Source organism: Sphingobium sp. TomTYG72, from assembly GCF_055394715.1.
On sequence record NZ_AP027336.1, the window covers coordinates 1,227,884 to 1,250,452 of the forward strand.

Genomic DNA, 22,569 nt, shown 5'->3' on the forward strand with positions numbered 1-22,569 from the left:
AATTGGATCGGTAACGCTCACGCGGCCTCGGTCCAACTCAGATGATGAACGGACAACTCCGCAGCCGTAATGGTGTCGTCAGTTCCCCGACACCTCAGATGCGGGGCAACCGGCTCCCATAGCGGCAAAAACGGCCGGTAGAAATTTCTGAACAATATGTCGAAAAAGCAAGCAGGCGACAGCGGCGCACGCACAGGAACTCGGCAATCAGGCGAGCCAAATGTCAGATGCGAAATCGGATGGGGATCAGCGGCATTGGCAGGTGGATTGGGAACGAAGTCGAAGCGGTATGTGCCTCGACTACGAAATGCATCGTTTACCGGGTCCGTAGCCATATCCCGGAGCCAGTCTGCAAGCGTGATCTCGTCGGGCCGTGCGTCGAGTAGGTTTTGATCTACGGGACAAGGTATATATGAGTAGCGATGCGAACTGAGCATATCCCCTATAAACCGGCATTGCACGATTACCACCGCGCCATCGTGAAACACCGCAGAATATGCCCCCTCGTCGAGGATGCCGATGAACTCTCGAAGCGCCACACCTCCCGGAGAAATCATTGTAGGCACGGTCGCAGGTCCAAAGATTTGACGTTCTTCTGGTCCTTCTAAGAGATGGGTTTGAAATGCGAGAAATGCCCCTGCTCCGTAGCCATCAACTACGAAATCATTCATCTTCCCGCAAATAGCTCTTGGCCTCATGTGCCCTGACCGTAAACTTCCGTCAATTCTGTGCGCAAATCGAGAGGAAGTTGCTCCCAAGGGACGGACTTAGCACGACGCAATGCCTCGCGCAGGTCGTCAAAATCATCTCCTATCGGCAGAGCATCGTCAAAGTTGCTATCCGACGAAACCGCCAACTGCTCTGCTACCTTACGGGTCGGGTAATGAAATGATAGCTGGAAGCCTTCGGCTCGTATTGCATCTACCTCACTGATTATTTGAGCCATGCTATCACCGCTACCCGTTATATATGTCCACGCACGCGATCTCGTCATAGCTGTGAACAGGATGTTGCGGCGCTTCTTCGCACCGAAAGGTGCTTCACAGAACTGTGCATCGACCACGAAAACGACCGGTGCTTCATTGCCCTTCGCTCGGTGAATATGCGTGACTGCAATAGAACCTTCGCGAAAAAGTTCGTCGCGAGAAGAGGTCTGCCCCGGCACATGGCCTTCCAAGCCCGCCGCCCTCAGTGCCTTTAAAATCCTGCTTGCAATCGTCTTGTTGCGACGCACGTCGGGAATAACGATCATGATGTCGCTATGTTGCAGTTCATCCTTCTCTACAAGGGAAGCGATCTTTTTCGCCACCCATACATACTGCTTTTCCGAACTGTCTAAGTTTATAACTTCAAGAGATGAAGCCGGAGACAGATATTTAGAAAAAAATTCCGGCACCGACTTTGGATTACGCTGCATTGTTACTTGATGATCATATGTTAGCTCCCCATCAGTGACGGAGTAGCCAAGCCTCACCCACAACTTCGGATCAGGAAAAATCTGCACGAGCGGTTGGCGTTTTAAGCCAAAGCCCAGCCCATGGGCTGCGACCAACGTCCAAGGAGGGTTTCGGTAGCAGCGCGGCAGCACGATGTCCTGCTGCGGCTGATCGACTTCATTCCGCAAAGTGACCAGCGGCTTATGTTTGGCGTCGTAGCCGAACAATTCGGCTTCGGACGGCATGTGAACATCCCCCAAGTTTTGAAGGTCATCATATGCCCAAACTATCCTTTTGGGCGCTTTTACTAAACGGTACGCCATACGAAAGAATGATGTTGGGAGGTCTTGTGCTTCGTCGATTAGCATCATGTCGTATATGGCAGGTTCAGCATCCCCGAAGGCGGCCAAGGTTTCTTTGCAAGCACCATCGAAGGCCTCCTCATAACCGAAGACACGAGCAGCAGTTCCGAAGTCACGGTAAGGTGATCCAGCGCGTGAAACCGCTTCTCGATAGACACCGCTTCTATCCGACCCGCCCCACGCGTGCATAATATGAAGCTTAGACCAGTCCGGTTCTTCATTTATTTGTGCAAAGACGAAGCGGTTAATCAAGGCTTCAAATTGCTGATACAAAGACCTTGTATTGAACGTCACTACGATATTCCAGTCAGGGCGTTTGACGTGCAAGTAGGCAGCTTTCAAAGCTAAAACCACCGTCTTCCCTGATCCTGCCAATCCCCGAATACGCTGCGGTCCATCAACATATTCGATAGAACCACGCTTTTGCCAGAGGTCAAGGTTAGCAATTTGACGCTCAATCTCTTTGATCGCAGCTCCTTTGGAGTTTTCCTTTACGACGTTCTCACGCTTTTTCTTGGGGCGCAAATTAGATATACGCTGAACGGCCGCGTTCAGATGCTGAACAGCTTCATCGTCAAGCCGCTCACTCTCCTCTAGCACCGGCAGCTCGCTTAGGCGATCAAGCCCGACGAGATGGCTTTCGTCATCCTCCACAAAGGTGTCGGCCAAGGGGTGGATCGAAACGGTGAGCAGATCGACGATCAGTTGCCGCCCTCTCCGCAGCTCCTTAAACGAGTTCAATTTGTTGAACAGAGCCGCGTGCTGCTGCTCTTGGCGGGTGATCACCTCTTCTGGGATAGCAGCAGCTTGCGTCGGCGTACCACCGTCGAACGAGTAGAGATCGAATATGACCACCCCTCTGTCGCGCGACACCAAAACCGCGTCGAACTCAATTCGATCATCGTCGACCGTGAGAACCGGGTAACCGATGTACAAAGTTCCAGTGAACGCGCCTGCCCGCACGGATTGAACAAACGCTTGCACCACCTCACGGTCACGAAATTCCCCGAATATAACGTCAAGGTCGCGATCAAAATCGGGAAGAATGTCGTCCATGTACCTCAAACTCCAAGCCCGCCAGAGCCGAAGCCCGCACGTTAGCCAGTTGCTGTTATCGCATCAATCGGCCAACGTCAGCACGCAAACTCCGCTTGTTCGTCGATGCCGGGCTTGTACCGATGGAAGGGGTATAAACTTGTTGAGCCATCACAACTGAGACTGACGCTTCGCTAGATGAGCGCCACACAGCGCCCGTCCCACCGCCCACACATCTTAATAGGCACCAAAATGATGATCGTTCTTACGGCTGACGACCTCGCCGCGTTCAGCGACAGCACGCGTGATGAAATTTTGCGGCGGCTAGGGGATGTCGTTGGCAACATGCCAAGCCGCGCGCCCTTTCCGGCACCGGATTATGGCGATGCGTATAACGACATTCACACCTCCGACCTTGAGGACATTACATTCAAGCGCATGGGGAAATGGATGGAGGGTTTGTCTGATCAGGTCCGGGCTGGTGCCCGGATAATCGCGCAACATGGGCCGGTCATCGAGGCTCGCCTTTTGCGCGAAGCCGGAATTAACGTGCGACAGTTTCAGTCCGCAACCACGCGCCGGACGAGAGCAATGACCCGCGACAGTGGCGCTTATTTTCTCGGATGGAATAAATGGCTTGGTGTCGACGATCCCCATGGCAAATTTGCCGTCAGCCCCATCACTCACCAATCTCTCCAGAGATATTTCGGCATCCTCTGAGCAGGCCGACCGCTTGCAACAAATTGCAGCAGGCTTAGGGCGCTTTGGAGGCGCTCAGTCCACAAAGGAACTGTGCGCCCGCAGATGATCAAGATCGACACTGTATGATACTTTTCTGACGGCCTCTGCCAACACGTCAGCATCGAGGCCGCTGCCGTAACGCCGCCCAATTTTCTTGCCGCGCGTCCAGCCGCACAATTCGTCCTTTTTCTCTTCCGGCACATCGGCCCGGTCCAAGGCGCGCTTGAAGGTATGGCGGAATGAGTGGAATGACAGCAAGGGTCTGCGGTCCCCCAACCCGAAATGCTGGAGGTCACTCCGATACCATTTGGCGAAGCATGAACTGGCATCGCCATATTTGTTGATCGGCACCTCTGGGAACAAGGTTTCCTCGGCCCGACTACGCCGCCGCCCTACCCAGTTCAGCAAGCCAATCTCTACCAGCGTAGGATGAACGGGGATTTCTCGCTCAGCGTTCTTGTTTTTTAGCTTCATATCCTTCGTCAAAACGATGAAGGGCGTGCCTGCGTCAGAGACGCGGAAGTGCGATGGCGTTAACTGCAAGATTTCGCCGCAGCGAAGGCCCGAAAAGAGGCCGATTACGGGTGCCCAATAGCGGGCGCGACGGATGATGGCATCTCCCGGTTCGCTGAAACCGTGGCGATCATTGCGGCAGCCAGTATAGATCGGCCGCCGGAAGATGCGTTGTAGTTCATCCTCCTCAAACGGCATCTTCGCAACCGAGCCGTCTGGCTTCTTGCCATTTGGCATCAAACCGTCCGCATAGTTTTTCGCGATATAGTCATGCCCGCTGGCCCAACCGCAGAAGCGTGATAGCTGGCTCAGATATTTCTCTTGGGTCGCATACGACAGCACCGGACTGTCCGGGGATCGGCTTGCAGCGATAGAACGAAGATCGGCTCCACCTCGGATCAAATCCTCAAAGTTGGGAGGCAGCTTGTCGATAACTCCGGCGAAGCCCTCGCAAGCCGCCTTGGTCAACGCCGCCAATGGGGTCTCCGTACCGAAAAACGCCAAGATATGCTTCATTTCAGCGCGATAGCGGTCTTTCGTCTTCTCAGACTGCCCTTTGCGGAAGAGGGCGTCCAGATAGGCTTGCTGCACCTCGCCGAAGGTAGGTCCGTGCCGCGCGGGAAGCGAAGACGCATAGACGGGAGAGGCCGAAATAGGCTCCAGAAACGCAATGTCATCGAAACCCTTGGAGTAATCTCCGTCCAAGTGGCGACGCTCCATCTGGGCGATCTGCAAGGCAGCGCGACGGACTAGCTCCCGAAGCAACTGCGCCTCCGGCGAAAGGAAATCAGCGCGGATACCGGCTTTGCTCAGCAGATCAGCTTCGACCGACTGAACAAGCCGCATCGTTCCAGCATCTTCCGAAGACCGAAACATTGCGATGCGGTCTTCGATCTCCATCACATAGTCATCTCGGCGCTGGACATCCACCGCGTCATCGGGAGGCAAGGCGTCCAATTCTGACCGTGCTGCCAACAGGTAATCTCGCGCCAGTCGCCGGGCATCCAGATCGGTCAGCAAGGGCAGAGAGGGATCGCTCGGCCGAACCGGAGCAGAAATGCGCGACCGGACGATAATTCCCTGCTCGTTCGCCGCTGAATGGCTGATCCGGTCCTGCGTCTCACGGATTTCGCGCTGCACGGCTTGAACCGCGAGATGATATTTGCGCTCATGCTGGCGCGCGGGTTCTCCGGCATCTTTCCATGCGGACACCCCTAGTGACTTGTTGTAATCTGCCCGGCCCAGATGCGCGGCTACGTCATCGGGGAAGCGCCTGCGATAATAGAGATTTCGGCTGCCCGCACGTTCAACGACGTATGGCGGTTTTGGCATGTCTTCCATGACCCTGTGTTACACATCGGTGTAGCAAAGAGGCAAGAAAAGCCGCAGATTTCCGCCAATTGGCAGAAATCCGCAGGTTTTGGGAAAATTGGTGGAGCCGAGGGGGATCGAACCCCTGACCTCGTCATTGCGAACGACGCGCTCTCCCAGCTGAGCTACGGCCCCGAAGGAGCGCTGCCTATAAGCGAGCAGCAATTCCCTTGCAACGGGCTTTTTCGCAAAAGCTCGGGCTCCATGGCGACATCGGCAAGATGGTGCGGTTGAGGGACGTTACCACCCCGTAACATCCGGAACGATGCGCCCTGCTGCTCATTGGTGATGCAACGGCTTTAGGCCGTCGCAACAGCAGTCAAGGAGAAGGATGATGGGCTATCAAGGCGGACGTCGCTATGGCGATGACAGGGCGCGCAGCGACTGGGATCGCGGAACCGACCGGCATCGCGGACAGCGTGACTGGCGCGACGATCGTAGCTATCGCTACGGGACACGGGGTCAGTTCAGCGGGCCGGACTCACGGCGGTCACCAGAGCATTATGATCCGGAAGAACGCGGCTTCTTCGACCGTGCTGGAGATGAAATCCGCAGCTGGTTCGGCGACGAGGAAGCGGAACGACGCCGGGAATATGACGAATATTATAATCGCCCCTATGGCGACCCCCGGGACGAAAGCAGTCGCATCGGCTTTGCTTCGGCATCGCGCAGCAACCAGTATCTGCCTAACCGCGGCTATGCACCCTATACGGGCGAACGCAGCGGCTATGGCAGCGAAGATCATGGCAATCGCGTGCGCGCCTTTGGCCCCACGCATGACTATGGCGAACATCATGACGCCAATTATTATGCGTGGCGTCAGCAGCGGCTTGATGAACTGGACCGCGACTATGCCGAATATCAGCGGGAAAATCGCGATCGCTTCAACACTGAATTCGGCAGCTGGCGGACCCGGCGCACTGAACAGCGCCAGGCAGCGCAACAGGTTCGCGAGCATATGGAAGTCGTCGGAAGCGATGGCGCACATGTCGGAACGGTCGATCGGTTAAGTGGCGATCGCATCATACTGGCGAAGAACGATCAGGATGCCGGCGGCATGCATCACTCCATCCCCTCGTCCTGGATCAGGTCGGTGGACGATCAAAGGGTGACGCTGGAAAAGACGGCCGATGAAGCGCACAATGCGTGGCGAACCGAACGGGAGCAGAATGCTCTCTTTGGCGAAGGGCGCGAACAGAGCGGCTGGAATGCTGGCGGCGTCAATTCGCGCGATACGGAACGCAATCGCTAATCGAATACAAAAATAGGCAAGGGGTCCGGCGGATGTCCGGACCCTTTGTTTGTCCACTTCCTTTTCCCCACTGCGGTGAGCCGGTCCCGCCTTTAATGCGTCCGGCATGAAGGGAGGATGATTAAGTTCGCTCGCGCCCTTGCCCTTGGGCCTCAAGCAATGCCAGAGCGCAATCTCCATGCGTTACGAGGCCCTTTCATGCCAACCATATTGCTGTTGGTCATTTCCAATCTCTTCATGACCATAGCCTGGTACTGGCACCTGAAGAGCGGGATGGGAAAGCCGATCCTGCTGGTCATCCTGATCAGTTGGGGCATCGCGCTCGTCGAATATTGTTTCGCCGTACCCGCAAATCGCATTGGGTTCGCCAGCGGCTGGAGCCCAGGTCAGTTGAAGATCGCGCAGGAAGCAATCGCCCTGATCGTCTTCGGCGGCTTCATGGTGACGGTTCTGGGGGAACCACTCCATTGGCGTCACGCGGCCGCCTTCCTGTGCATAATGGCGGCGGTCGGCTTTCTGTTCGTAGGGCGCTCCTAAAGCGGATCTGCGAGCTAAGGCAGAAGAAGCGACGAGTCCCCATAGGAGTAAAAGCGGTAGCCGCTTTCTATGGCATGAGCATAAGCCGCCTGCATGCGCTCCCGCCCCATCAGGGCACTTACCAGCATAAACAAGGTCGATCGCGGCAGATGGAAGTTGGTCATGAGGCCTTCCACGGCACGGAAGCGGTAGCCGGGCGTGATGAAAATGCGTGTCTCGTCCGCGAACGGGCGGATCACTCCATCTTCCCCGCAGGCGCTCTCAAGCAGGCGCAGGCTGGTCGTGCCAACAGCTATCAGGCGGCCGCCAGCCTTTCGGGCAGCGTTCAGCCGGTCAGCGGCGGCTTGCTCGATCCGGCCCCACTCCGCATGCATGCGGTGATCGTCGGTATCCTCCGCCTTCACCGGCAGAAAAGTACCCGCCCCCACATGAAGCGTCAGCGTTTCCGACATGACACCCGCCTCAGCAAGCGCCGACACCAACGCAGGCGTAAAGTGCAGAGCAGCCGTCGGAGCCGCCACCGCCCCGTCCTCGCGAGCGAACATGGTCTGATAATCGCTGCGGTCGCGGGCATCCGTTGGCCGCTTGCTGGCAATATAGGGTGGCAATGGCATGCGCCCCGCCCGCTCCAGCAGCACCTCGACAGGCTCATCCCCCTCGAAGGTCAGTGTCACCCCGCCATCGTCATCGCGCGCGCCCGCCAAAGCCGTGACGCCTGCACCGAAATCTATCTGGTCACCCTCGCGCACCCGCTTGGCATTGCGAAGGAACGCCTGCCATTGGCGCAGGCCAAGGCGCTTATGGAGCGTGGCGCCGACCTTCGCCTGCCCCCGAATGCCCTCCAATTGAGCGGGGATAACCTTGGTATCGTTGAACACCAACACATCACCGGCGCGCAGCAAGGCGGGCAAATCCCGGACTGTGTGATCTTCGAAAGGCTTTTCGCCATCGACCAACAGCAGGCGCGCCGCATCGCGTGGCGACGCGGGCCTTAGCGCGATGCTTTCAGGCGGCAATTCGAAATCGAAAAGATCTACGCGCATGCGGGCGCTGTCCTCAAGGCACGGCCATCATGCCGATGCGAGATCGGCATGATCCACTTCAGGTGCGACTTATCGCTTCTTCTGTGATGACGCTTTCTTCACCGGCGCGGGTGCAGGCGCGATAATGGAAGGCGCGGGCGGCGTGGGAAGCGCCATGACCGGCGGCTTCCCGTCGCTTTCAATCGATGCCTGCAGGATCGTGGTCGGGTTTGCGGGCGGCTCGCCCGGCGTGATGGCATCGACATATTGCATGCCTTCGATCACGCGACCGAACACCGTATATTTCTTGTCCAGCTGCATGCGAGGCAGGAACAGGATGAAGAACTGGCTGTTGGCGCTATTTTCATCCTGCGCGCGGGCCATCGACACAGTGCCGCGCAGATGCGGCATCGGGTTGAATTCCGCCTGCAAGTCGGGAAGCGATGATCCACCGGTTCCGTCATTCTTCGGGTCGCCGCCTTGCGCCATGAAGCCGGGGATCACGCGATGGAATTTCAGGCCGTTGTAAAAGCCCTGGCGCGTAAGCTGCTTGATACGTTCCACATGCTGGGGAGCGATGTCCGGACGCAGCTGGATGCGGACGCGACCGCCGCTCGACAGGTCGAGATCCCAGACGTCCTGCGGGTCCACCGGAACCGTAGCAGGTGGCAGTTTCGCGCTGGGGTCCTGTCCCATCGACTTGGCATTCTGCTCGGCCCGCGCGGCCGCCTCGGCTCTTTTTGCCTCTTCGGCATTGGCGCCTCCGCCCCCCTGGGCCAGCGCCACGCCGCCCGACGCATAGAGAGCGATAGTGATCGCCACGGTCTTGAACGCCGAACTGAACCGCATGGATGAGCTTTCCCTAATATCTAAAGCCTGGTGGCGAAGCTGCTCTGATAACGCGCTCTTCGCGATTGGCAACTGAACGAAGGCTGAGCGGCCCTTATTGGTCGCCTTTCTTTCCAATCTCACCGACCCGCGCCACCACCTGCTGGCATGTGGCGGGGCTTACGAACTTGTGAATCGGACCGCCGTAAAGCGCGATTTCCTTGACCAGCCGCGATGCGATCGGCTGAAGCGAGACGTCGGCCATGAGGAAGACCGTTTCGACGCGCGGGTTTATCTGCTGGTTCATTCCCGCCATCTGATATTCATATTCGAAGTCGGCAACGGCGCGCAGGCCACGGATGATGACGCTGGCGCCCTGCGATTCGGCGAAGTCCATCAGCAACGAATTGAATCCAGTGACAACGATCTCCGTGTCGATGTCGGCGCATTCGCGGCGCACCATCTCCAAACGCTCTTCATCGGAGAACATGGGCGATTTGGAAATGTTGGTGGTCACGCCGATCACCAGCTTGTCGACCAGCTTTGCTCCTCGGCGAATAATGTCCATGTGACCCAAAGTGATCGGGTCGAACGTGCCGGGATAGACCCCCACCCGCTGCCTGCTCATGCCTTACCGGTCCCTTTCCACGATATAGTCTGCGATCGATCGCAGCAGATCGGCCTCCCCGCCGAACCCATGAAGATGCGCCTTGGCCTGATCCACCAGCAAGCGCGCCTGCTCCCGCGCGCGCTCCACGCCCAGCAGGGAAACGAAGGTTTCCTTGCCCGCCGCCGCATCCTTTCCCAGCGCCTTGCCCGCCAGGTCTGCGTCACCTTCAACGTCCAGCAGATCGTCGGCAATCTGGAAAGCCAAACCAATGTCACGCGCATAGCCATGAAGGCTGGTGCGAGCATCGGCCGGAATGCGCGCCATGATTGCGGCCGCGTCGACGCAAAAGGCGATGAGCGCCCCGGTCTTGAGCTGTTGCAGGCGCGTTACGGTGACAAGGTCGAAGCTGGTGCCTTCCGCCTCCAGATCCATCATCTGTCCGCCCGCCATGCCCGCGGGACCGCTGGACAGTGCGAGGGCCTTTACCAGCTCCACCCGCACGAAGGGGTCCGGATGCGTTTCTTCATCGGCCAATATTTCAAAGGCCAGATCGTGAAGGCAGTCACCGGCCAGAATCGCCGTCGCCTCATCGAAGGCCTTGTGGATGGTCGGCTTGCCCCGGCGCATGTCGTCATCATCCATCGCCGGGAGGTCGTCATGAACCAGCGAGTAGACATGGATGCATTCGACAGCCATCCCGACGCGAAGCAGCGAATCCCGGGAGATGTTGAACAACTCGCCTGCTGCTTGCACCAACAGGGGACGCAATCTCTTGCCGCCGCCTATGGCCGCATGGCGCATGGCCTCATAAAGGCGCGCGCGCGGATCATCCGGGACGGTCAGCAGCACGTCGAACGCGCGATCAATGCCTGCGGCGACGGCAGCCGCCCGAATGGTTACCACCGCTGAACCGGAGGTCAGCCCCTCCATGGCCACGGCGCTCAATCCGCGCCGAAAGGCTGGGCGCCCGTGACGGCGCCGCTGGGGTCGATGGTCAATTTCTGGATGCGGGCCTCCGCCGCCTGCAAGCGTTCAAGGCAGCGTTTGCGCAGTTCTTCACCCTGCGCATAGAGCGAGATCGACTCGTCGAGCGGCACATCACCGCTTTCCAGCCGACGAACGATCGACTCCAGCGCCCGCAGCGCATCCTCAAACGACAATTGGGACAAATCGCCCGGCTCTGTCTTGCTGTCTTCGGCCATGCATCTGCATTGGCGAGCCCCGGTGGCCCGGTCAAGCCTGCACCGCGACGTAAGGCGGATTCCGGGCCTGCTTGTAAGAAAAGCGTCATCGAAGCTCGCGCAAAGCTTGAGGGATTTTGGCAGTTTTGCGTTGACGCTCGCGCCAGCAAGTGCACATAGAAGGACCGCTATGAAATATTATCTCCCCCTGATTTCCGCCGTTGCTCTCAGCATGCTCTCCGCTTGCAACAAAAATGATGAACCCGAAGTCGTCGGCGGCCCTGCCGATCCGATGGCTCAACAGCTCGCGAATGCCGCACCTGTCCAACTGCCCCCTTCAGTAAAGGTCAGCCGTCAGTATCGCTGCAAGGATAACAGCCTCATTTTCATCGACTTCCTGAGCGACGACAAGACCGCGAACCTGCGCACCGAAAAGAACGGCGCGCCGACTAAGCTCGTCGCCCCCGAAGCTGGCAAGCCCTTCACCGCCGAAGGCGGCTATTCGGTCGATGGCAGCGGCAAGCAGATCACCGCTGCCCTTCCGGGCAAAAGCGGCCTTAGCTGCAAAGCCTGATCAACATTTCCATGTCTTTCACGGGCCGGGCTCAACAGCCCGGCCTTTTTTATTTTCCTATCCGGCCGACCAGTTCGGGTTCACCAACCTCGACGGGGTCGGGACCAAAGCGGTTGGGACCGCGCGTCCCGCTCATGATGAAGAAGACCAGCAGAACCAGGCTTCCGATCAGCGGGAAGAAAATGATCAGCAGCCAGAAACCGCTCCGATCCGTGTCATGCAACCGCCGCACCGCTACTGCGAGCCAGGGGATCAGGATGGCAAGGCCGAACAGGCCGGTGAGCGGCCCTCCCCGCGTGTGATAGCCGGTATTGAACGACCAGGGACCCCGGCGCACCCAATGTTCTGTGGTGCTTAGGCCCAGCAGTCCTTCGACAATGCTGATCGCGATGAAGCAAAGCAGGAGGAAGAGGATGAACATCCAATATTCCTTTGGCCGGGCACGGCCGGAAAAACGGGCGTAGCGACGCAGCGGCAACAACATCCATTCCATATTTCCCCTCCTCCGATCGGTGATCCAACGCATATAAATAGCATGTTTTCCCGACTTCAGCCGCACGAGGATTGTCTATCCGCCGCGCCCCCGCTAAAGGCCCGCTCATGTCGACCGCAGCCACTCAGATCACCCCGGAAATTGTCGCCGAACATGGCCTTTCGCCGGAAGAATATGACCGCGTTCTGAACGCCCTCGGCCGTGAGCCGAATCTGACGGAACTGGGCATCTTCTCGGTCATGTGGTCGGAGCATTGCTCCTACAAGTCGAGCCGCATCCACCTGAAGAAGCTGCCGACCGAAGGCCCGCAAGTCATTTGCGGCCCCGGCGAGAACGCAGGCGTCGTCGACATTGGCGACGGACAGGCGGCGATCTTCAAGATGGAGAGCCACAACCACCCGTCCTACATCGAACCCTATCAGGGCGCGGCAACGGGCGTCGGCGGTATCCTGCGCGACGTCTTCACCATGGGCGCGCGTCCAGTGGCGAACATGAACGCTTTGCGCTTTGGCCGTCCCGATCATCCGAAGATGAAGCATCTCATCAGCGGCGTGGTGCATGGCATCGGCGGCTATGGCAATTGCGTCGGCGTCCCGACGGTGGGCGGCGAAGTAAATTTCCACCCTGCCTATGATGGCAACATCCTGGTCAATGCGATGACTGTGGGTGTCGCGGACACGGACAAGATCTTCTATTCGGCCGCCAGCGGCATCGGCAATCCGATCGTCTATGTGGGGTCGAAGACCGGCCGCGACGGCATTCATGGCGCGACCATGGCCTCTGCGGACTTCGGCGACGACGCCGACGCCAAGCGCCCGACCGTGCAGGTCGGCGATCCCTTCACTGAAAAGCTGCTGATCGAAGCATGCCTTGAACTCATGGCGTCCGACGCGATCGTCGCGATTCAGGACATGGGCGCGGCGGGGCTTACTTCCTCCTCGGTCGAAATGGCGTCCAAGGGCGGCGTCGGCATTCAGCTCAACATGGACGATGTGCCGCAGCGCGAAACCGGCATGACCGCCTATGAAATGATGCTCTCGGAAAGCCAGGAGCGCATGCTGATGGTGCTGCAGCCCGGCAAGGAAGCTTTCGCCGAAGCCATTTTCCGCAAGTGGGAACTCGATTTTGCCGTGATCGGCAATGTGACCGACACCGGCCGCATGGTGCTGGTCCACAAGGGTGAGACGGTGTGCGACATTCCGCTCGCCCCGCTGGCCGACGACGCGCCGCTTTACGATCGCCCGTCGATGCCGAAGGACGAATATAAGGCCTGGTCCGGCGTTCAGCCGCTGGGCGAGATCGCCGAAAGCGCGAACATCGGCGCCGATCTCGTCAAGCTGATGGGATCACCAGACATAGCCAGCCGCCGTTGGATCTGGGAGCAGTACGACCACATGGTCGGCGCCGACACGGTGCAGCGCCCCGGCGGCGACGCGGCAGTGGTGCGCGTCCACGGCTCGCAAAAGGGCATCGCGATCAGCACTGATTGCACCCCGCGCTATTGCTATGCCGATCCCTATGAGGGCGGAAAGCAGGCGATCGCCGAATGCTATCGCAACATCTCGGCCGTCGGCGCGACGCCGCTTGCCGTCACCAACTGCCTGAACTTCGCCAATCCGCAACGGCCGGAAATCATGGCGCAGCTCACCGGCTGTCTGGAAGGCATGGGCGACGCCTGCCGCGCGCTCGACTTCCCCATCGTGTCGGGCAACGTCTCCCTCTACAATGAATCCAAGGCGACGGGCGGCGGCTCGGCAATCCTGCCCACCCCCGCCATCGGCGGCATCGGCCTTTTGAAGGACGTCGATGTGATGGCGACTGTCGCTTTTAAGCAGGAGGGCGACGCGATCTGGCTGATCGGCGGCGAAGGCTCACATCTCGGCCAGTCCATTTGGCTGCGGGAAATTCAGGGCCGCGAAGCTGGTGACGCGCCGAAGGTAGACTTGGCCGCCGAACGAACCAATGCCGAAGCTGTCCGCACGTTGATCGGCCAAGGCAAGGTCAATGCCGTTCACGATATTTCAGATGGCGGCCTGCTGGTTACCATCGCCGAAATGGCTCTGGCAGGCGGAATGGGCGCGCAGCTCGACATCGCATTGAACACCGCAGCGGCCTTTGGCGAAGATCAGGGCCGCTATGTCGTAACAGCGGCGGCGGGTACGGAGATTGCCGGTGCAGTCAGGATCGGCACCGTCGGCGGCGACAATGTGACGGGCGTGAATCTCCCCGACCTGCGCTCTGCGCACGAGGGTTTCTTCCCCAACCTGATGGACGCTGAACTGTAAGTGCCAACACACATGGCTCCTGCCCAGCGGGAGCCATGTCAAGCAGGCCGGGTCACCCGTCCGAACAATATCTGATAGGCGTCAGTGCCATCTCCGGCATCGAATGCCGCTATCACTTTCTTCAGTTCTTTCGGCGAAAGCGGCTTCCGGCCCTCGCTCGACACGACCGCGCCAATGCCTTTCAAATGAGCAATCAGACCACGCGCGCCGCTGCAATTGAGCGGATAGTATTCGTCGAAGGCGAAGGCATCCGCATATCGGCGTAGCATCAAGGACAGGTCATCAAGCGAAGGATAATCGGGCACACCGGGAACAAGCCCGCAAGCATGATGAACTGCTCGCCAATGGCCGAAGCTCTCCTTCCCCATCGTCGAAAAGATCAGGCTGCCCCCCGGCCTCAACAGCGCGACCAGGCGAGCAATCGCCTCATCCAGATCATCGAACCACTGGAAGGCGAGGCTCGACAGGATAAGGTCAAACCATTCCCCCTCGAACGGCGGTGCTTCTCCATCCATTGCCAGAAAAGTCCCTGCAACGAATGCCCCGGTAGCCGTTCGGGCCAGCATTTCCGGAGAAAGATCGGTGACCAACAACTCCGCCCTCGGCCAACGCTGCTGAATATCGCGAGTCAACAGGCCGGTTCCGCAACCGATCTCAAGGATGCGCCCTACTCCGCCGGGCTTCTGCCGCTGAGCAAGGTCGGCGACTAGTGCCGCAGCTGCGCGTTGAGGACCGGCATGATCTTCGTAATGATCGGCCGCCGCGCCGAATGCTTCGCTTATCCGTTGCTTGCGGCCGCTGTTCATGGCTAGTCGCATGACAGAGCCCCGCCGACTTTGCCAGCGTCTTTAAGGAACCTCGCCGCATGTCTCCTCCTTCATCCCGGATTGCCGCCATGGACGTGCTGCGCGGGTGGGCCGTCATGGGCATATTGTGGATGAACATCAGCGCCTTTGCCCTGCCGCAGACGGCCTATTTCAATCCGACCGCTGTTGGCCCGCTGTCCGTCGGCGATAAACTGTTCTGGCTGATCAGCTTCCTGTTTTTCGACGGGAAAATGCGGGCTCTTTTTTCACTATTGTTCGGCGCATCCATGCTGCTGCTGATCGATCGGGAGGAGATGGAGGGGCGTGATGGACAACGGGCGCAAATCATCCGGGCGGCCTGGTTGTTCATCTTCGGCCTTGCCCACTATCTACTGCTTTGGGCAGGCGACATATTGATGAACTATGCCCTGATCGGGCTGATCGCGATGCTGTTCGTCCGCAAGGAACCGTTGGCGCTCATCAAATGGGCCTTTTTCTTCTTCCTTGCGCATTTTCTGATCTGCACGGCATTCATGTTGAGCATCCACCAATGGGCGGATGCAGCTGCCGCACCGGACGCGACCGCCAGCATGCGGGAGAGCTTCGCACAATATATCGGTCCATTCATCAACCCGGATGATCCAGCCACCCGCCAGGAGATCGCCACCTATCGCGGCAGCTTCGCGACCATCCTGGCGCATCATTTGCAGCTTCTCGCTCGCGATTGGTGGTGGACCTTCTTCATGAGCGCATTTGATACCCTTGGCTTCATGCTCATGGGCATGGCGATGTTGAAGGGCGGATTCCTGACCGGACGATGGGAAGCGGAGCAATATTGGCGCACTGCCCGCCATTGTTTTCTGGTCGGCTTGCCACCCATGGCAGTGCTTGCGGGCTGGCTGCTCTGGCTAGACTTCCCTGCGGTCTCATCCCTGGGCGCGTCGCTTGCCTGGTCATTTCCGTTTCGTATCCCGCTAGCAGCTGGCTGGGCGGCACTGATCCTGTGGATCTTCACTCGACATCGCCAGCAGCGGATCACGATGGCAGTCGCTCGCACAGGACGCCTCGCTCTCAGCAATTATCTCGGCACCAGCCTCATCATGTGCGCTGTGTTCTACGGGTGGGGACTAGGGCTATTTGCGCATCTCCGACCATCGGAACTGCCACTGGTTGTGCTGTGTGGATGGCTGTTCATGCTTGTCTGGTCGACCGCCTGGCTCTCTCGATTCGCCATAGGGCCATTGGAATGGCTGTGGCGAAGTTTGGCTCGCGGGAAACCGCAAAAGATTCGCAACAGCATCTAATATTCTATTGCGACCCATTATCATTTGAGATATTTCCCGAGTCAGGGAGAGCCTCATGGTCGTCTGTGTCTGCAATGCCATTCGCGAAAAGGATCTGAAGGAAGCCGTGCGGGGCGGCGCCGACACCCCTTGCAGCGCCTATGCCCGCCTCGGTCGTCGGCCCAAATGCGGCCAATGCGTACCTTTCGCCCGCACGCTGATAGCTGCCGAACGCGCGACCGCCTGATCCGATTGCGTGACATCCGCAGCGGGCGTCTCTCTTTTGCCGCGAACTCGACGCAATAGCGGCTTGCAAAATCCCCCTTTTCCGCGGCTTTCCGGTTAACAAAGCCCCGCGATGTCCCTATAGTTACGGCTTCATTCCAATAGCCCGAGGACAGCGCCATGAAGGGTGACTCAAAAGTCATCGACTATCTCAACGAGGTCCTCAAGAACGAGCTGACCGCGATCAATCAATATTTCCTGCATTACCGGATGCTCGATCATTGGGGCATCGAGAAGCTCGCCAAATTCGAATATGAAGAGTCGATCGATGAGATGAAGCATGCCGACAAGGTGGCGGAACGCATCCTCTTCCTCGACGGCTTGCCCAATTTTCAGCTGCTTGGCCGCCTGAAAATAGGCGAAACGGTCGAAGAAGTGCTGAAGGCCGATCTTGAGCTGGAATATGAGGCGCTCCCGGTTCTGAAGGACGCCATCGCCCACTGCGAGACCGTGCGCGATTATGTCAGCCGCGACCTGTTCCAATCGATCCTCGAAAGCGAGGAAGAGCATGTCGACACGCTGGAAACCCAGTTCGAAATGATCGAACGCATGGGCATTCAGAACTATATTCAGCTGCAGAGCAAAGCCAGGGAAGAGTGATTCGGCGGGCGAGGTCGCCCCGGCAGCCCGCCCAGTTTCAAATCAGCGAATCGAGCAGACCAATCAACGGCAGGTCCGCCGGCGGCATATCCAGCGCATACATCTGGTTGGGCCTGACCCATTTCAGTTCTGTGGCATGTCGCGCCTCGGGCAGGCCCTCCCATTTTCGGCAAACATAGAGCAGGAGCAACAAGTGCCGGTCTCCTAGCCCCTCACTGGCGAAAGCTGCGGGCGCAAGGCAACTGGTGTGCGTGCGGATGCCGAGTTCTTCTTCCAACTCTCGGACAAGTGCAGCCTCCGGCGTTTCGCTTTCCTCAACCTTCCCCCCGGGAAATTCCCACAGCCCCGCCATCGCCTTCCCAGGCGGCCGTTGCTGAAGCAGCACGCGGCCATCCGTGTCGACAAGTGCGGCAGCCACTACCAGCAGGGGATGAATTGTCGTCATATTCGTCCAGCAAAGGGGTTTGTTAACTCTGGCTCTTTTACAAGGCTGAACGGGGCTGTCTGCAATAAACGGGTGATTCAATGCGCGGGTTGATCAAACGCCTATCCCGATCGGGATTGTTGCAGTGTCAACGAGGAGCCACGGCAGTCGAATATGGACTGATCCTGGCCCTGGTCTGCCTGGCTGCACTCGCGGCGATATCGAACGTAGCAACCAAGACCGTAGGTATGTGGAACAACGTCGCCGCAGAGGTTCTCGCCCATTAACCATCAATATCTGACACTTCCTTCGCGCCATTAAATCTTTGTCAACCTAACTCCCATAAACCGTCCATAGCTGACCTATTCCAAGCGGGGCGGCCGGGTAATTAAACGGGAATTTTTAGTCAAGGAGACTTCACATGAAGTTCGTTCGCAAAATGCTGAAGAATGAAAAGGGTGCCACGGCCATCGAATACGGCCTGATCGCGGCTCTGATCGCTGTCGCCGCCATCGGCGCGATGACCAGCCTTGGTGGCAAGCTCACCAACACCTTCAACAAAGTTTCGGGCAACATGGGTTGATTTCGGAACGATAGGAAGAAAGGCGGCCGGAGCAATCCCGCCGCCTTTTTTTGCGCATCTCCGAAATGAAAGTTACACGAGCCTCACACGATGATCTTCACCCGTTGGCCGGGTCGTAGCACGCTTTGCGCCGTCAAGGCGTTGAGGGTCAGGAAGCGCTCCAACTGATAATCGGAATAAGCCATCCGTCGGCTAATCGATTGCACTGTATCACCAGAATTTACGGTCACCACGCTAACGTGGCGCGGCTTTATGGCGGCGGCCTCCTGCGAGGTGATTCGCGAAACCGATTGCACCATGGACGAAAACGGACCCAGCCCCTGCCCAACAGGCGTCAACAGCAGGAAATGATAGGCCTTCTCGCCACCAAAATCATAGGCGACGACCGTCGCATCAACCTGGCTGGAACTGGTGTTTGCTCTGACGGTGCGCCAGGCAGCAGCTATACCATTGATCGTCGTTCGACGCACTTCGCCTGTTGGCACGCGGCTGGTGCCACCACCGAGCTTTGCGAAGACAGAATCGACATAGCGGGAGAGATCCCCCGAATAAGCGCCTCCATCAAACTGGGCTTGCCCACCCGAGCCTGAAATCGAAACTGCATCGGCGCTGTTTTCCATGCCGAAACCCGACGGCGCGGTAAACGCCAGACGCAAGTCGGGATGATGGAATCGACTTCCCTCGATTATTCCCTGGCGTGGATCATCGCCATAAAGAACGCCGTCCAGTGCTTTGAGGAACATGTCCTGGTTCCGCGTGCCCGCCGCCACTTTCTGCGTAGAGGCATTACGCGCAGCCCGGCCGACACGAGATGCAGGATCGGGATGTGTGCTCGCCCATTCGGGAACGGAGCGGGCGTTGCCGGACACGCGTGCATCCAGATTGCTCTGGGCTGCAAGGGATGCAAGCATGGACGACAGCGCGCGGGGATCATATCCGGCTGACCTCAAATAGCGGATGCCGAGGTCATCAGCCTCATATTCCTGCGTGCGCGAAAATTTCAGCGTCAGTAGCTGGCTGCCCGTGCCGATCCCCTTCTGCAACAAGCCCGCAAAGTCGGAATCCCCAAGCAGCGCCCCTGTGAGCACCTGCAAGAGCGTGCCCCCGATCGCGTTACGCTGCGCTGCTTGTTGCCGCCGCTGACCATGTTGAGCCGCGACATGCCCTATTTCATGGCCCAGCACGCCGGCCAATTCCGCTTCATCATTGGCCAGCGCCATCAACTGGCGGGTGATGTAGATATAGCCGCCGGGGATGGCGAAGGCGTTGTTCACCGGCGAATTGAGCAGCGTGACGGTGAAATCGCTCTGGGCGTTGGACAGGCCCGACTGCACGGCGATGCGGCGACCTACCGTCTCGACATATTTGGCCTGGGGCGCGGCATAGACGCCACCAAATTCATTGAGCAACTGCGGGCGCTGCTTGGCGCCACTCGCCTTGTCTTGCGGGCTGATGGACGTCACTGTCCGGATCGCCTGCTGCTGACCAAGGACGGACGGTGCTGCAAGAACGGCTGCGACGCTCATCGCGACGCTCATCCCCTCTCACGGCTCTTCCAGACATGCTCAACCCGTTACCGAGACGAAACGACGTTCGGGATGCATGTTCCCTGAGAGCAGTCTTAGGGTCAGGACCTATTAAATTACTTGCGGTGCTGAGGATTGGTTGATTCAATGGCGGCGTGAGGAGGCGTCGCCGTGAGTGATCTGATTTGGCTTTCGAAGGCGCAGATGCGCCGGATCGAGCCGTATTTCCCGCTGTCGCACGGCGTGCCCCGGGTGGATGACCGTCGGATCATCAGCGGCATCATCTTCATTATCAGGAACGGCCTGCGGTGGCGCGATGCACCTGCCGACTATGGCCCTCCCAAGACGATCTACAACCGCTTCATCCGGTGGAGCCGACTTGGCGTGTTCAACAAGATTTTCGCAGCGCTCTCGGCGAAGGCCGGGCAGCCTGACCAACTGATGATCGATGCGACGCATCTGAAGGCGCACCGGACCGCAGCCAGTCTGCTCAAAAAGGGGCTGTTCCCCGACGTATCGGACGCACCAAAGGCGGCCTGAATTCCAAGCTCCACGCCGTCTGCGACGGAAAGGGCAGACCGCTGGTCATGCTGCTCAGCGAGGGGCAGATGAGCGACTACAAAGGCGCTGCCCTGATGCTCGACGCCTTGCCCCGCGCCAAAGCCCTGCTCGGCGATCGAGGCTACGACGCCGACTGGTTCCGCAACGCGCTCGCGGAACGCAGCATCACCGCCTGCATCCCGTCAAAGAAGAACCGAAAGGTCCCGATCCCGCACGATGCCGTGCTCTATCGCCAGCGTCACAAGATCGAGAACATGTTCGGCAGGCTCAAGGACTGGCGTCGCATCCACACCCGTTACGACCGCTGTGCGCACACATTCATGTCAGCCATCTGCATCGCTGCAACCGTCATCTTCTGGCTCAATCAATGAGTCCTGACCCTAGATCAAGCGCCGATGGCGAGGAACTTGTCGGCTCGGTCAGTACGAAGATCCTGCGCGCTCAATCCGGCAAGGGAATCCAACTCTTCGCCAATGGCGGCACCTAAACTGGCTATCGCCTGCACCGGCTCACGATGTGCACCGCCAATGGGTTCTGCAATGATCCGGTCGATGACGCCCAAATCCTTAAGATGCTGGGCGGTGACCTGCATGGCGGTGGCGGCATCGCTGGCCTTGTTGGCAGTGCGCCACAGGATGGACGCGCAGCCTTCGGGCGATATGACCGAATAGACCGCATGTTCGAACATCAACACCCGGTTCGCAGCGGCCAACGCCACCGCGCCGCCGGAGCCACCCTCACCCACCACCGCAGCGACCATGGGCACGCCCAAGGCCAGACACTGTTCGGTCGAGCGGGCGATCGCTTCAGCTTGCCCGCGCTCTTCCGCCTGCACGCCGGGGAAAGCACCCGATGTGTCCACCAATGTCACGACCGGCAGCCCAAAACGGTCAGCCAATTGCATCAGGCGGATCGCCTTGCGATAGCCTTCGGGCTTCGCCATCCCGAAATTGTGACGAACACGACTGGCGGTGTCGTCGCCCTTTTCATGACCGATCACCATGACGCGGCGGTCACCCAGCATCGCCAGACCACCAATGATCGCCTGATCATCTGAAAACGCCCGGTCACCCGCCAAAGGCATGAAATTGTCGAACATCCCCGCGACATAATCCTTGAAGTGCGGGCGATCGGGATGACGAGCCACTTGGGTCTTCTGCCAAGGCGTCAGCTTGGCATATGTGTCCACAAGCACCTTGCTCGCGCGCTGTTCAAGCTTGTCGATTTCATCGCCGATGTCGATGTCACCGGCGCTGGCCGTAGCGCGCAATTCGATGACACGCGCCTCTAGCTCGGCGATAGGTTTTTCAAATTCCAGAAAGCTAACCATGGCCGACGGCGTTAGGGGGCAGACGCTTCTTCGTCAACGAAACGATGGCGCATTGTCGCGAGTGGATGGCGGCTGTTGACCAGTTCGACCAGTCGGCGGCTGTCGACATGCGTGTAGATCTGCGTCGTTCCGATATCGGCATGGCCAAGCATCGACTGCAACGCACGCAGGTCCGCTCCCCCTTCCAGCAAATGCGTGGCGAACGCATGGCGCAGCACGTGGGGACTGACCCGCTGCGGAGCGATACCGGCGGCAGCGGCCAGCTGCTTCACCAGCTGATAGAGCCGAATGCGGCTAAGATAATTTTTGCCCGACGGGAACAGCCAGGGACTTTCAGCAGGGACATGCGGCAACCACGTGGAAACGGCGGCCCGCGCCCGATCCGATATCGGCACCAACCGCTCACGCGCGCCCTTGCCCTTCAAAATCAGGAACGGCCGATCCGCGGCCAGCGCGCGACGGGGCAAGGATACCAGTTCGGTAGCGCGCAAACCGGAACCATATAACAGCTCGATCAGGGCAGACAGACGAAGATCCAACGCGGAAGGATGCTCGACCGCCAGTTTCTGTTCGATCAAGGCAAAGAGCGATTCGACTTCCTGCGCGGACAATATCTTTGGCAGGGACCTTCGCGTTGCGGGGCGTGGCAATGCGGGGGAAGGATTGTCGGCACGCAGCCCCTCTTCCTCCAGAAAGCCGTAGAATGCGCGCAGGGCGGAGACCTTTCGCGCGACGGACGAGGCCGCCAACTCTGCCCAGGCTGTCGCCAGCCCTGCAATGCCATCCTTCGTCGCGATCGAAAGGCCGCCCAAAATCGCCGCCGCGCCTTCCAGATCGGCGCGATAGGCCAGCAAGGTGTTGCGCGATGCGCCCCGTTCAGCCGCCATCATTTCCAGAAACCGACCGATCAGCGCGCCATCTTCTCCCATGG

The 22,569-nt window shown here is 58.8% G+C and carries 25 protein-coding genes and 1 tRNA gene; 11 read left to right on the forward strand and 15 right to left on the reverse strand.

Annotated features, from left to right (window positions below):
* Window positions 1-17 precede the first annotated feature (17 nt).
* Complete coding sequence (locus ACZ5U1_RS06225) at window positions 18-671, reverse strand: DUF2290 domain-containing protein (RefSeq protein ID WP_464779832.1); 654 nt, start codon at window positions 669-671, stop codon at window positions 18-20.
* 23 nt (window positions 672-694) lie between these two features.
* Window positions 695-2,854, reverse strand: a complete 2,160-nt coding sequence (locus ACZ5U1_RS06230; protein ID WP_464779833.1) for a DEAD/DEAH box helicase — start codon at window positions 2,852-2,854, stop codon at window positions 695-697.
* Between the two features lie 231 nt (window positions 2,855-3,085).
* Here ACZ5U1_RS06230 and ACZ5U1_RS06235 point away from each other — a divergent pair, with 231 nt between their 5' ends.
* On the forward strand, window positions 3,086-3,553 hold the full coding sequence (locus tag ACZ5U1_RS06235) for a hypothetical protein (RefSeq protein ID WP_464779834.1): 468 nt from the start codon (window positions 3,086-3,088) through the stop codon (window positions 3,551-3,553).
* 54 nt (window positions 3,554-3,607) lie between these two features.
* On the opposite strand, the gene ACZ5U1_RS06240 is transcribed toward ACZ5U1_RS06235, so the two are convergent.
* Both ACZ5U1_RS06240 and ACZ5U1_RS06245 read right to left on the reverse strand, forming a co-directional pair.
* Window positions 3,608-5,419 carry a site-specific integrase gene (locus ACZ5U1_RS06240; protein WP_464779835.1) on the reverse strand — a complete coding sequence of 604 codons (1,812 nt, stop codon included), beginning with the start codon at window positions 5,417-5,419 and terminating at the stop codon, window positions 3,608-3,610.
* A 98-nt stretch (window positions 5,420-5,517) separates the two neighbouring features.
* Window positions 5,518-5,593, reverse strand: a tRNA-Ala gene (locus tag ACZ5U1_RS06245).
* 199 nt (window positions 5,594-5,792) lie between these two features.
* Between ACZ5U1_RS06245 and ACZ5U1_RS06250 the strand changes: the two genes are divergently transcribed.
* Window positions 5,793-6,710: a DUF2171 domain-containing protein gene (locus tag ACZ5U1_RS06250; protein ID WP_464779981.1), complete on the forward strand. Its 918-nt coding sequence runs from the start codon at window positions 5,793-5,795 to the stop codon at window positions 6,708-6,710.
* 198 nt (window positions 6,711-6,908) lie between these two features.
* Entirely contained in the window at window positions 6,909-7,247 is a 339-nt protein-coding gene (locus ACZ5U1_RS06255; RefSeq protein WP_464779836.1) for a DMT family protein, read from the forward strand.
* A gap of 14 nt (window positions 7,248-7,261) precedes the next feature.
* Here the strand turns inward: ACZ5U1_RS06255 and queA are convergent, their stop codons facing one another.
* The 5 genes from queA to ACZ5U1_RS06280 form a co-directional block, all read right to left on the reverse strand.
* Window positions 7,262-8,290 carry a tRNA preQ1(34) S-adenosylmethionine ribosyltransferase-isomerase QueA gene (gene queA, locus ACZ5U1_RS06260; RefSeq protein ID WP_464779837.1) on the reverse strand — a complete coding sequence of 343 codons (1,029 nt, stop codon included), beginning with the start codon at window positions 8,288-8,290 and terminating at the stop codon, window positions 7,262-7,264.
* A gap of 69 nt (window positions 8,291-8,359) precedes the next feature.
* Window positions 8,360-9,118, reverse strand: a complete 759-nt coding sequence (locus ACZ5U1_RS06265; protein WP_464779838.1) for a peptidylprolyl isomerase — start codon at window positions 9,116-9,118, stop codon at window positions 8,360-8,362.
* 94 nt (window positions 9,119-9,212) lie between these two features.
* Complete coding sequence (gene coaD / locus ACZ5U1_RS06270) at window positions 9,213-9,725, reverse strand: pantetheine-phosphate adenylyltransferase (RefSeq protein ID WP_196224042.1); 513 nt, start codon at window positions 9,723-9,725, stop codon at window positions 9,213-9,215.
* Window positions 9,726-9,728: 3 nt separating this feature from the next.
* Window positions 9,729-10,637, reverse strand: coding sequence for a polyprenyl synthetase family protein (locus ACZ5U1_RS06275; RefSeq protein WP_464779839.1), 909 nt, complete (start codon window positions 10,635-10,637; stop codon window positions 9,729-9,731).
* A gap of 11 nt (window positions 10,638-10,648) precedes the next feature.
* Window positions 10,649-10,909 carry an exodeoxyribonuclease VII small subunit gene (locus tag ACZ5U1_RS06280; RefSeq protein ID WP_196224044.1) on the reverse strand — a complete coding sequence of 87 codons (261 nt, stop codon included), beginning with the start codon at window positions 10,907-10,909 and terminating at the stop codon, window positions 10,649-10,651.
* Window positions 10,910-11,078: 169 nt separating this feature from the next.
* Between ACZ5U1_RS06280 and ACZ5U1_RS06285 the strand changes: the two genes are divergently transcribed.
* A complete protein-coding gene (locus ACZ5U1_RS06285; protein WP_464779840.1) occupies window positions 11,079-11,462 on the forward strand; it encodes a hypothetical protein in 384 nt (127 codons plus the stop codon).
* A 49-nt stretch (window positions 11,463-11,511) separates the two neighbouring features.
* On the opposite strand, the gene ACZ5U1_RS06290 is transcribed toward ACZ5U1_RS06285, so the two are convergent.
* Window positions 11,512-11,955 (reverse strand): DUF805 domain-containing protein, encoded by a 444-nt coding sequence (locus ACZ5U1_RS06290; RefSeq protein WP_464779841.1) that lies wholly within the window; start codon window positions 11,953-11,955, stop codon window positions 11,512-11,514.
* A gap of 107 nt (window positions 11,956-12,062) precedes the next feature.
* Here ACZ5U1_RS06290 and purL point away from each other — a divergent pair, with 107 nt between their 5' ends.
* A complete protein-coding gene (gene purL / locus ACZ5U1_RS06295) occupies window positions 12,063-14,240 on the forward strand; it encodes a phosphoribosylformylglycinamidine synthase subunit PurL (protein WP_464779842.1) in 2,178 nt (725 codons plus the stop codon).
* A gap of 38 nt (window positions 14,241-14,278) precedes the next feature.
* On the opposite strand, the gene ACZ5U1_RS06300 is transcribed toward purL, so the two are convergent.
* Window positions 14,279-15,046, reverse strand: a complete 768-nt coding sequence (locus tag ACZ5U1_RS06300) for a methyltransferase domain-containing protein (protein WP_464779982.1) — start codon at window positions 15,044-15,046, stop codon at window positions 14,279-14,281.
* Between the two features lie 59 nt (window positions 15,047-15,105).
* Between ACZ5U1_RS06300 and ACZ5U1_RS06305 the strand changes: the two genes are divergently transcribed.
* From ACZ5U1_RS06305 to bfr, 3 genes are all read left to right on the forward strand, one after another.
* Complete coding sequence (locus tag ACZ5U1_RS06305; protein ID WP_464779843.1) at window positions 15,106-16,350, forward strand: DUF418 domain-containing protein; 1,245 nt, start codon at window positions 15,106-15,108, stop codon at window positions 16,348-16,350.
* Window positions 16,351-16,405: 55 nt separating this feature from the next.
* Window positions 16,406-16,576: a (2Fe-2S)-binding protein gene (locus tag ACZ5U1_RS06310; RefSeq protein WP_449471793.1), complete on the forward strand. Its 171-nt coding sequence runs from the start codon at window positions 16,406-16,408 to the stop codon at window positions 16,574-16,576.
* Window positions 16,577-16,734: 158 nt separating this feature from the next.
* The gene (gene bfr, locus ACZ5U1_RS06315; RefSeq protein ID WP_196224051.1) at window positions 16,735-17,214 is read left to right on the forward strand and encodes a bacterioferritin; all 480 of its coding nucleotides are present in this window, start codon (window positions 16,735-16,737) and stop codon (window positions 17,212-17,214) included.
* 37 nt (window positions 17,215-17,251) lie between these two features.
* On the opposite strand, the gene ACZ5U1_RS06320 is transcribed toward bfr, so the two are convergent.
* On the reverse strand, window positions 17,252-17,659 hold the full coding sequence (locus ACZ5U1_RS06320; RefSeq protein WP_464779844.1) for a (deoxy)nucleoside triphosphate pyrophosphohydrolase: 408 nt from the start codon (window positions 17,657-17,659) through the stop codon (window positions 17,252-17,254).
* A gap of 80 nt (window positions 17,660-17,739) precedes the next feature.
* Between ACZ5U1_RS06320 and ACZ5U1_RS06325 the strand changes: the two genes are divergently transcribed.
* Entirely contained in the window at window positions 17,740-17,925 is a 186-nt protein-coding gene (locus ACZ5U1_RS06325; protein WP_464779845.1) for a Flp family type IVb pilin, read from the forward strand.
* A 134-nt stretch (window positions 17,926-18,059) separates the two neighbouring features.
* On the forward strand, window positions 18,060-18,221 hold the full coding sequence (locus tag ACZ5U1_RS06330; protein ID WP_464779846.1) for a Flp family type IVb pilin: 162 nt from the start codon (window positions 18,060-18,062) through the stop codon (window positions 18,219-18,221).
* A gap of 83 nt (window positions 18,222-18,304) precedes the next feature.
* Here the strand turns inward: ACZ5U1_RS06330 and ACZ5U1_RS06335 are convergent, their stop codons facing one another.
* Window positions 18,305-19,747: a M48 family metalloprotease gene (locus tag ACZ5U1_RS06335; protein WP_464779847.1), complete on the reverse strand. Its 1,443-nt coding sequence runs from the start codon at window positions 19,745-19,747 to the stop codon at window positions 18,305-18,307.
* Window positions 19,748-19,918: 171 nt separating this feature from the next.
* On the opposite strand from ACZ5U1_RS06335, the gene ACZ5U1_RS06340 reads away from it, so the two are divergent.
* Window positions 19,919-20,679 (forward strand): IS5 family transposase gene (locus tag ACZ5U1_RS06340; protein WP_464777745.1). Its coding sequence is split into 2 segments (ribosomal slippage): window positions 19,919-20,252 and window positions 20,252-20,679, totalling 762 coding nucleotides; the frame shifts between segments, so codons are not numbered across the junction.
* Between the two features lie 14 nt (window positions 20,680-20,693).
* Here ACZ5U1_RS06340 and ACZ5U1_RS06345 read toward each other — a convergent pair.
* Window positions 20,694-21,638 carry an acetyl-CoA carboxylase carboxyltransferase subunit alpha gene (locus ACZ5U1_RS06345; RefSeq protein WP_464779848.1) on the reverse strand — a complete coding sequence of 315 codons (945 nt, stop codon included), beginning with the start codon at window positions 21,636-21,638 and terminating at the stop codon, window positions 20,694-20,696.
* An 11-nt stretch (window positions 21,639-21,649) separates the two neighbouring features.
* Window positions 21,650-22,567, reverse strand: a complete 918-nt coding sequence (locus ACZ5U1_RS06350) for a tyrosine recombinase (RefSeq protein ID WP_464779849.1) — start codon at window positions 22,565-22,567, stop codon at window positions 21,650-21,652.
* Window positions 22,568-22,569 lie beyond the last annotated feature (2 nt).

Coding starts and splice junctions, on each gene's coding strand:
- ACZ5U1_RS06240 (WP_464779835.1), bottom strand. CDS start 5,419: ATGCCAAAACCGCCATACGTCGTTGAACGTGCGGGCAGCCGAAATCTC.
- ACZ5U1_RS06290 (WP_464779841.1), bottom strand. CDS start 11,955: ATGGAATGGATGTTGTTGCCGCTGCGTCGCTACGCCCGTTTTTCCGGC.
- ACZ5U1_RS06305 (WP_464779843.1), top strand. CDS start 15,106: ATGTCTCCTCCTTCATCCCGGATTGCCGCCATGGACGTGCTGCGCGGG.
- ACZ5U1_RS06250 (WP_464779981.1), top strand. CDS start 5,793: ATGGGCTATCAAGGCGGACGTCGCTATGGCGATGACAGGGCGCGCAGC.
- ACZ5U1_RS06285 (WP_464779840.1), top strand. CDS start 11,079: ATGAAATATTATCTCCCCCTGATTTCCGCCGTTGCTCTCAGCATGCTC.
- ACZ5U1_RS06345 (WP_464779848.1), bottom strand. CDS start 21,638: ATGGTTAGCTTTCTGGAATTTGAAAAACCTATCGCCGAGCTAGAGGCG.
- purL (WP_464779842.1), top strand. CDS start 12,063: ATGTCGACCGCAGCCACTCAGATCACCCCGGAAATTGTCGCCGAACAT.
- ACZ5U1_RS06255 (WP_464779836.1), top strand. CDS start 6,909: ATGCCAACCATATTGCTGTTGGTCATTTCCAATCTCTTCATGACCATA.
- ACZ5U1_RS06330 (WP_464779846.1), top strand. CDS start 18,060: ATGAAGTTCGTTCGCAAAATGCTGAAGAATGAAAAGGGTGCCACGGCC.
- ACZ5U1_RS06335 (WP_464779847.1), bottom strand. CDS start 19,747: ATGAGCGTCGCAGCCGTTCTTGCAGCACCGTCCGTCCTTGGTCAGCAG.
- bfr (WP_196224051.1), top strand. CDS start 16,735: ATGAAGGGTGACTCAAAAGTCATCGACTATCTCAACGAGGTCCTCAAG.
- ACZ5U1_RS06235 (WP_464779834.1), top strand. CDS start 3,086: ATGATGATCGTTCTTACGGCTGACGACCTCGCCGCGTTCAGCGACAGC.
- ACZ5U1_RS06320 (WP_464779844.1), bottom strand. CDS start 17,659: ATGACGACAATTCATCCCCTGCTGGTAGTGGCTGCCGCACTTGTCGAC.
- ACZ5U1_RS06225 (WP_464779832.1), bottom strand. CDS start 671: ATGAATGATTTCGTAGTTGATGGCTACGGAGCAGGGGCATTTCTCGCA.
- ACZ5U1_RS06300 (WP_464779982.1), bottom strand. CDS start 15,046: ATGAACAGCGGCCGCAAGCAACGGATAAGCGAAGCATTCGGCGCGGCG.
- ACZ5U1_RS06325 (WP_464779845.1), top strand. CDS start 17,740: ATGCGCGGGTTGATCAAACGCCTATCCCGATCGGGATTGTTGCAGTGT.
- queA (WP_464779837.1), bottom strand. CDS start 8,290: ATGCGCGTAGATCTTTTCGATTTCGAATTGCCGCCTGAAAGCATCGCG.
- coaD (WP_196224042.1), bottom strand. CDS start 9,725: ATGAGCAGGCAGCGGGTGGGGGTCTATCCCGGCACGTTCGACCCGATC.
- ACZ5U1_RS06350 (WP_464779849.1), bottom strand. CDS start 22,567: ATGGGAGAAGATGGCGCGCTGATCGGTCGGTTTCTGGAAATGATGGCG.
- ACZ5U1_RS06275 (WP_464779839.1), bottom strand. CDS start 10,637: ATGGAGGGGCTGACCTCCGGTTCAGCGGTGGTAACCATTCGGGCGGCT.
- ACZ5U1_RS06280 (WP_196224044.1), bottom strand. CDS start 10,909: ATGGCCGAAGACAGCAAGACAGAGCCGGGCGATTTGTCCCAATTGTCG.
- ACZ5U1_RS06310 (WP_449471793.1), top strand. CDS start 16,406: ATGGTCGTCTGTGTCTGCAATGCCATTCGCGAAAAGGATCTGAAGGAA.
- ACZ5U1_RS06230 (WP_464779833.1), bottom strand. CDS start 2,854: ATGGACGACATTCTTCCCGATTTTGATCGCGACCTTGACGTTATATTC.
- ACZ5U1_RS06265 (WP_464779838.1), bottom strand. CDS start 9,118: ATGCGGTTCAGTTCGGCGTTCAAGACCGTGGCGATCACTATCGCTCTC.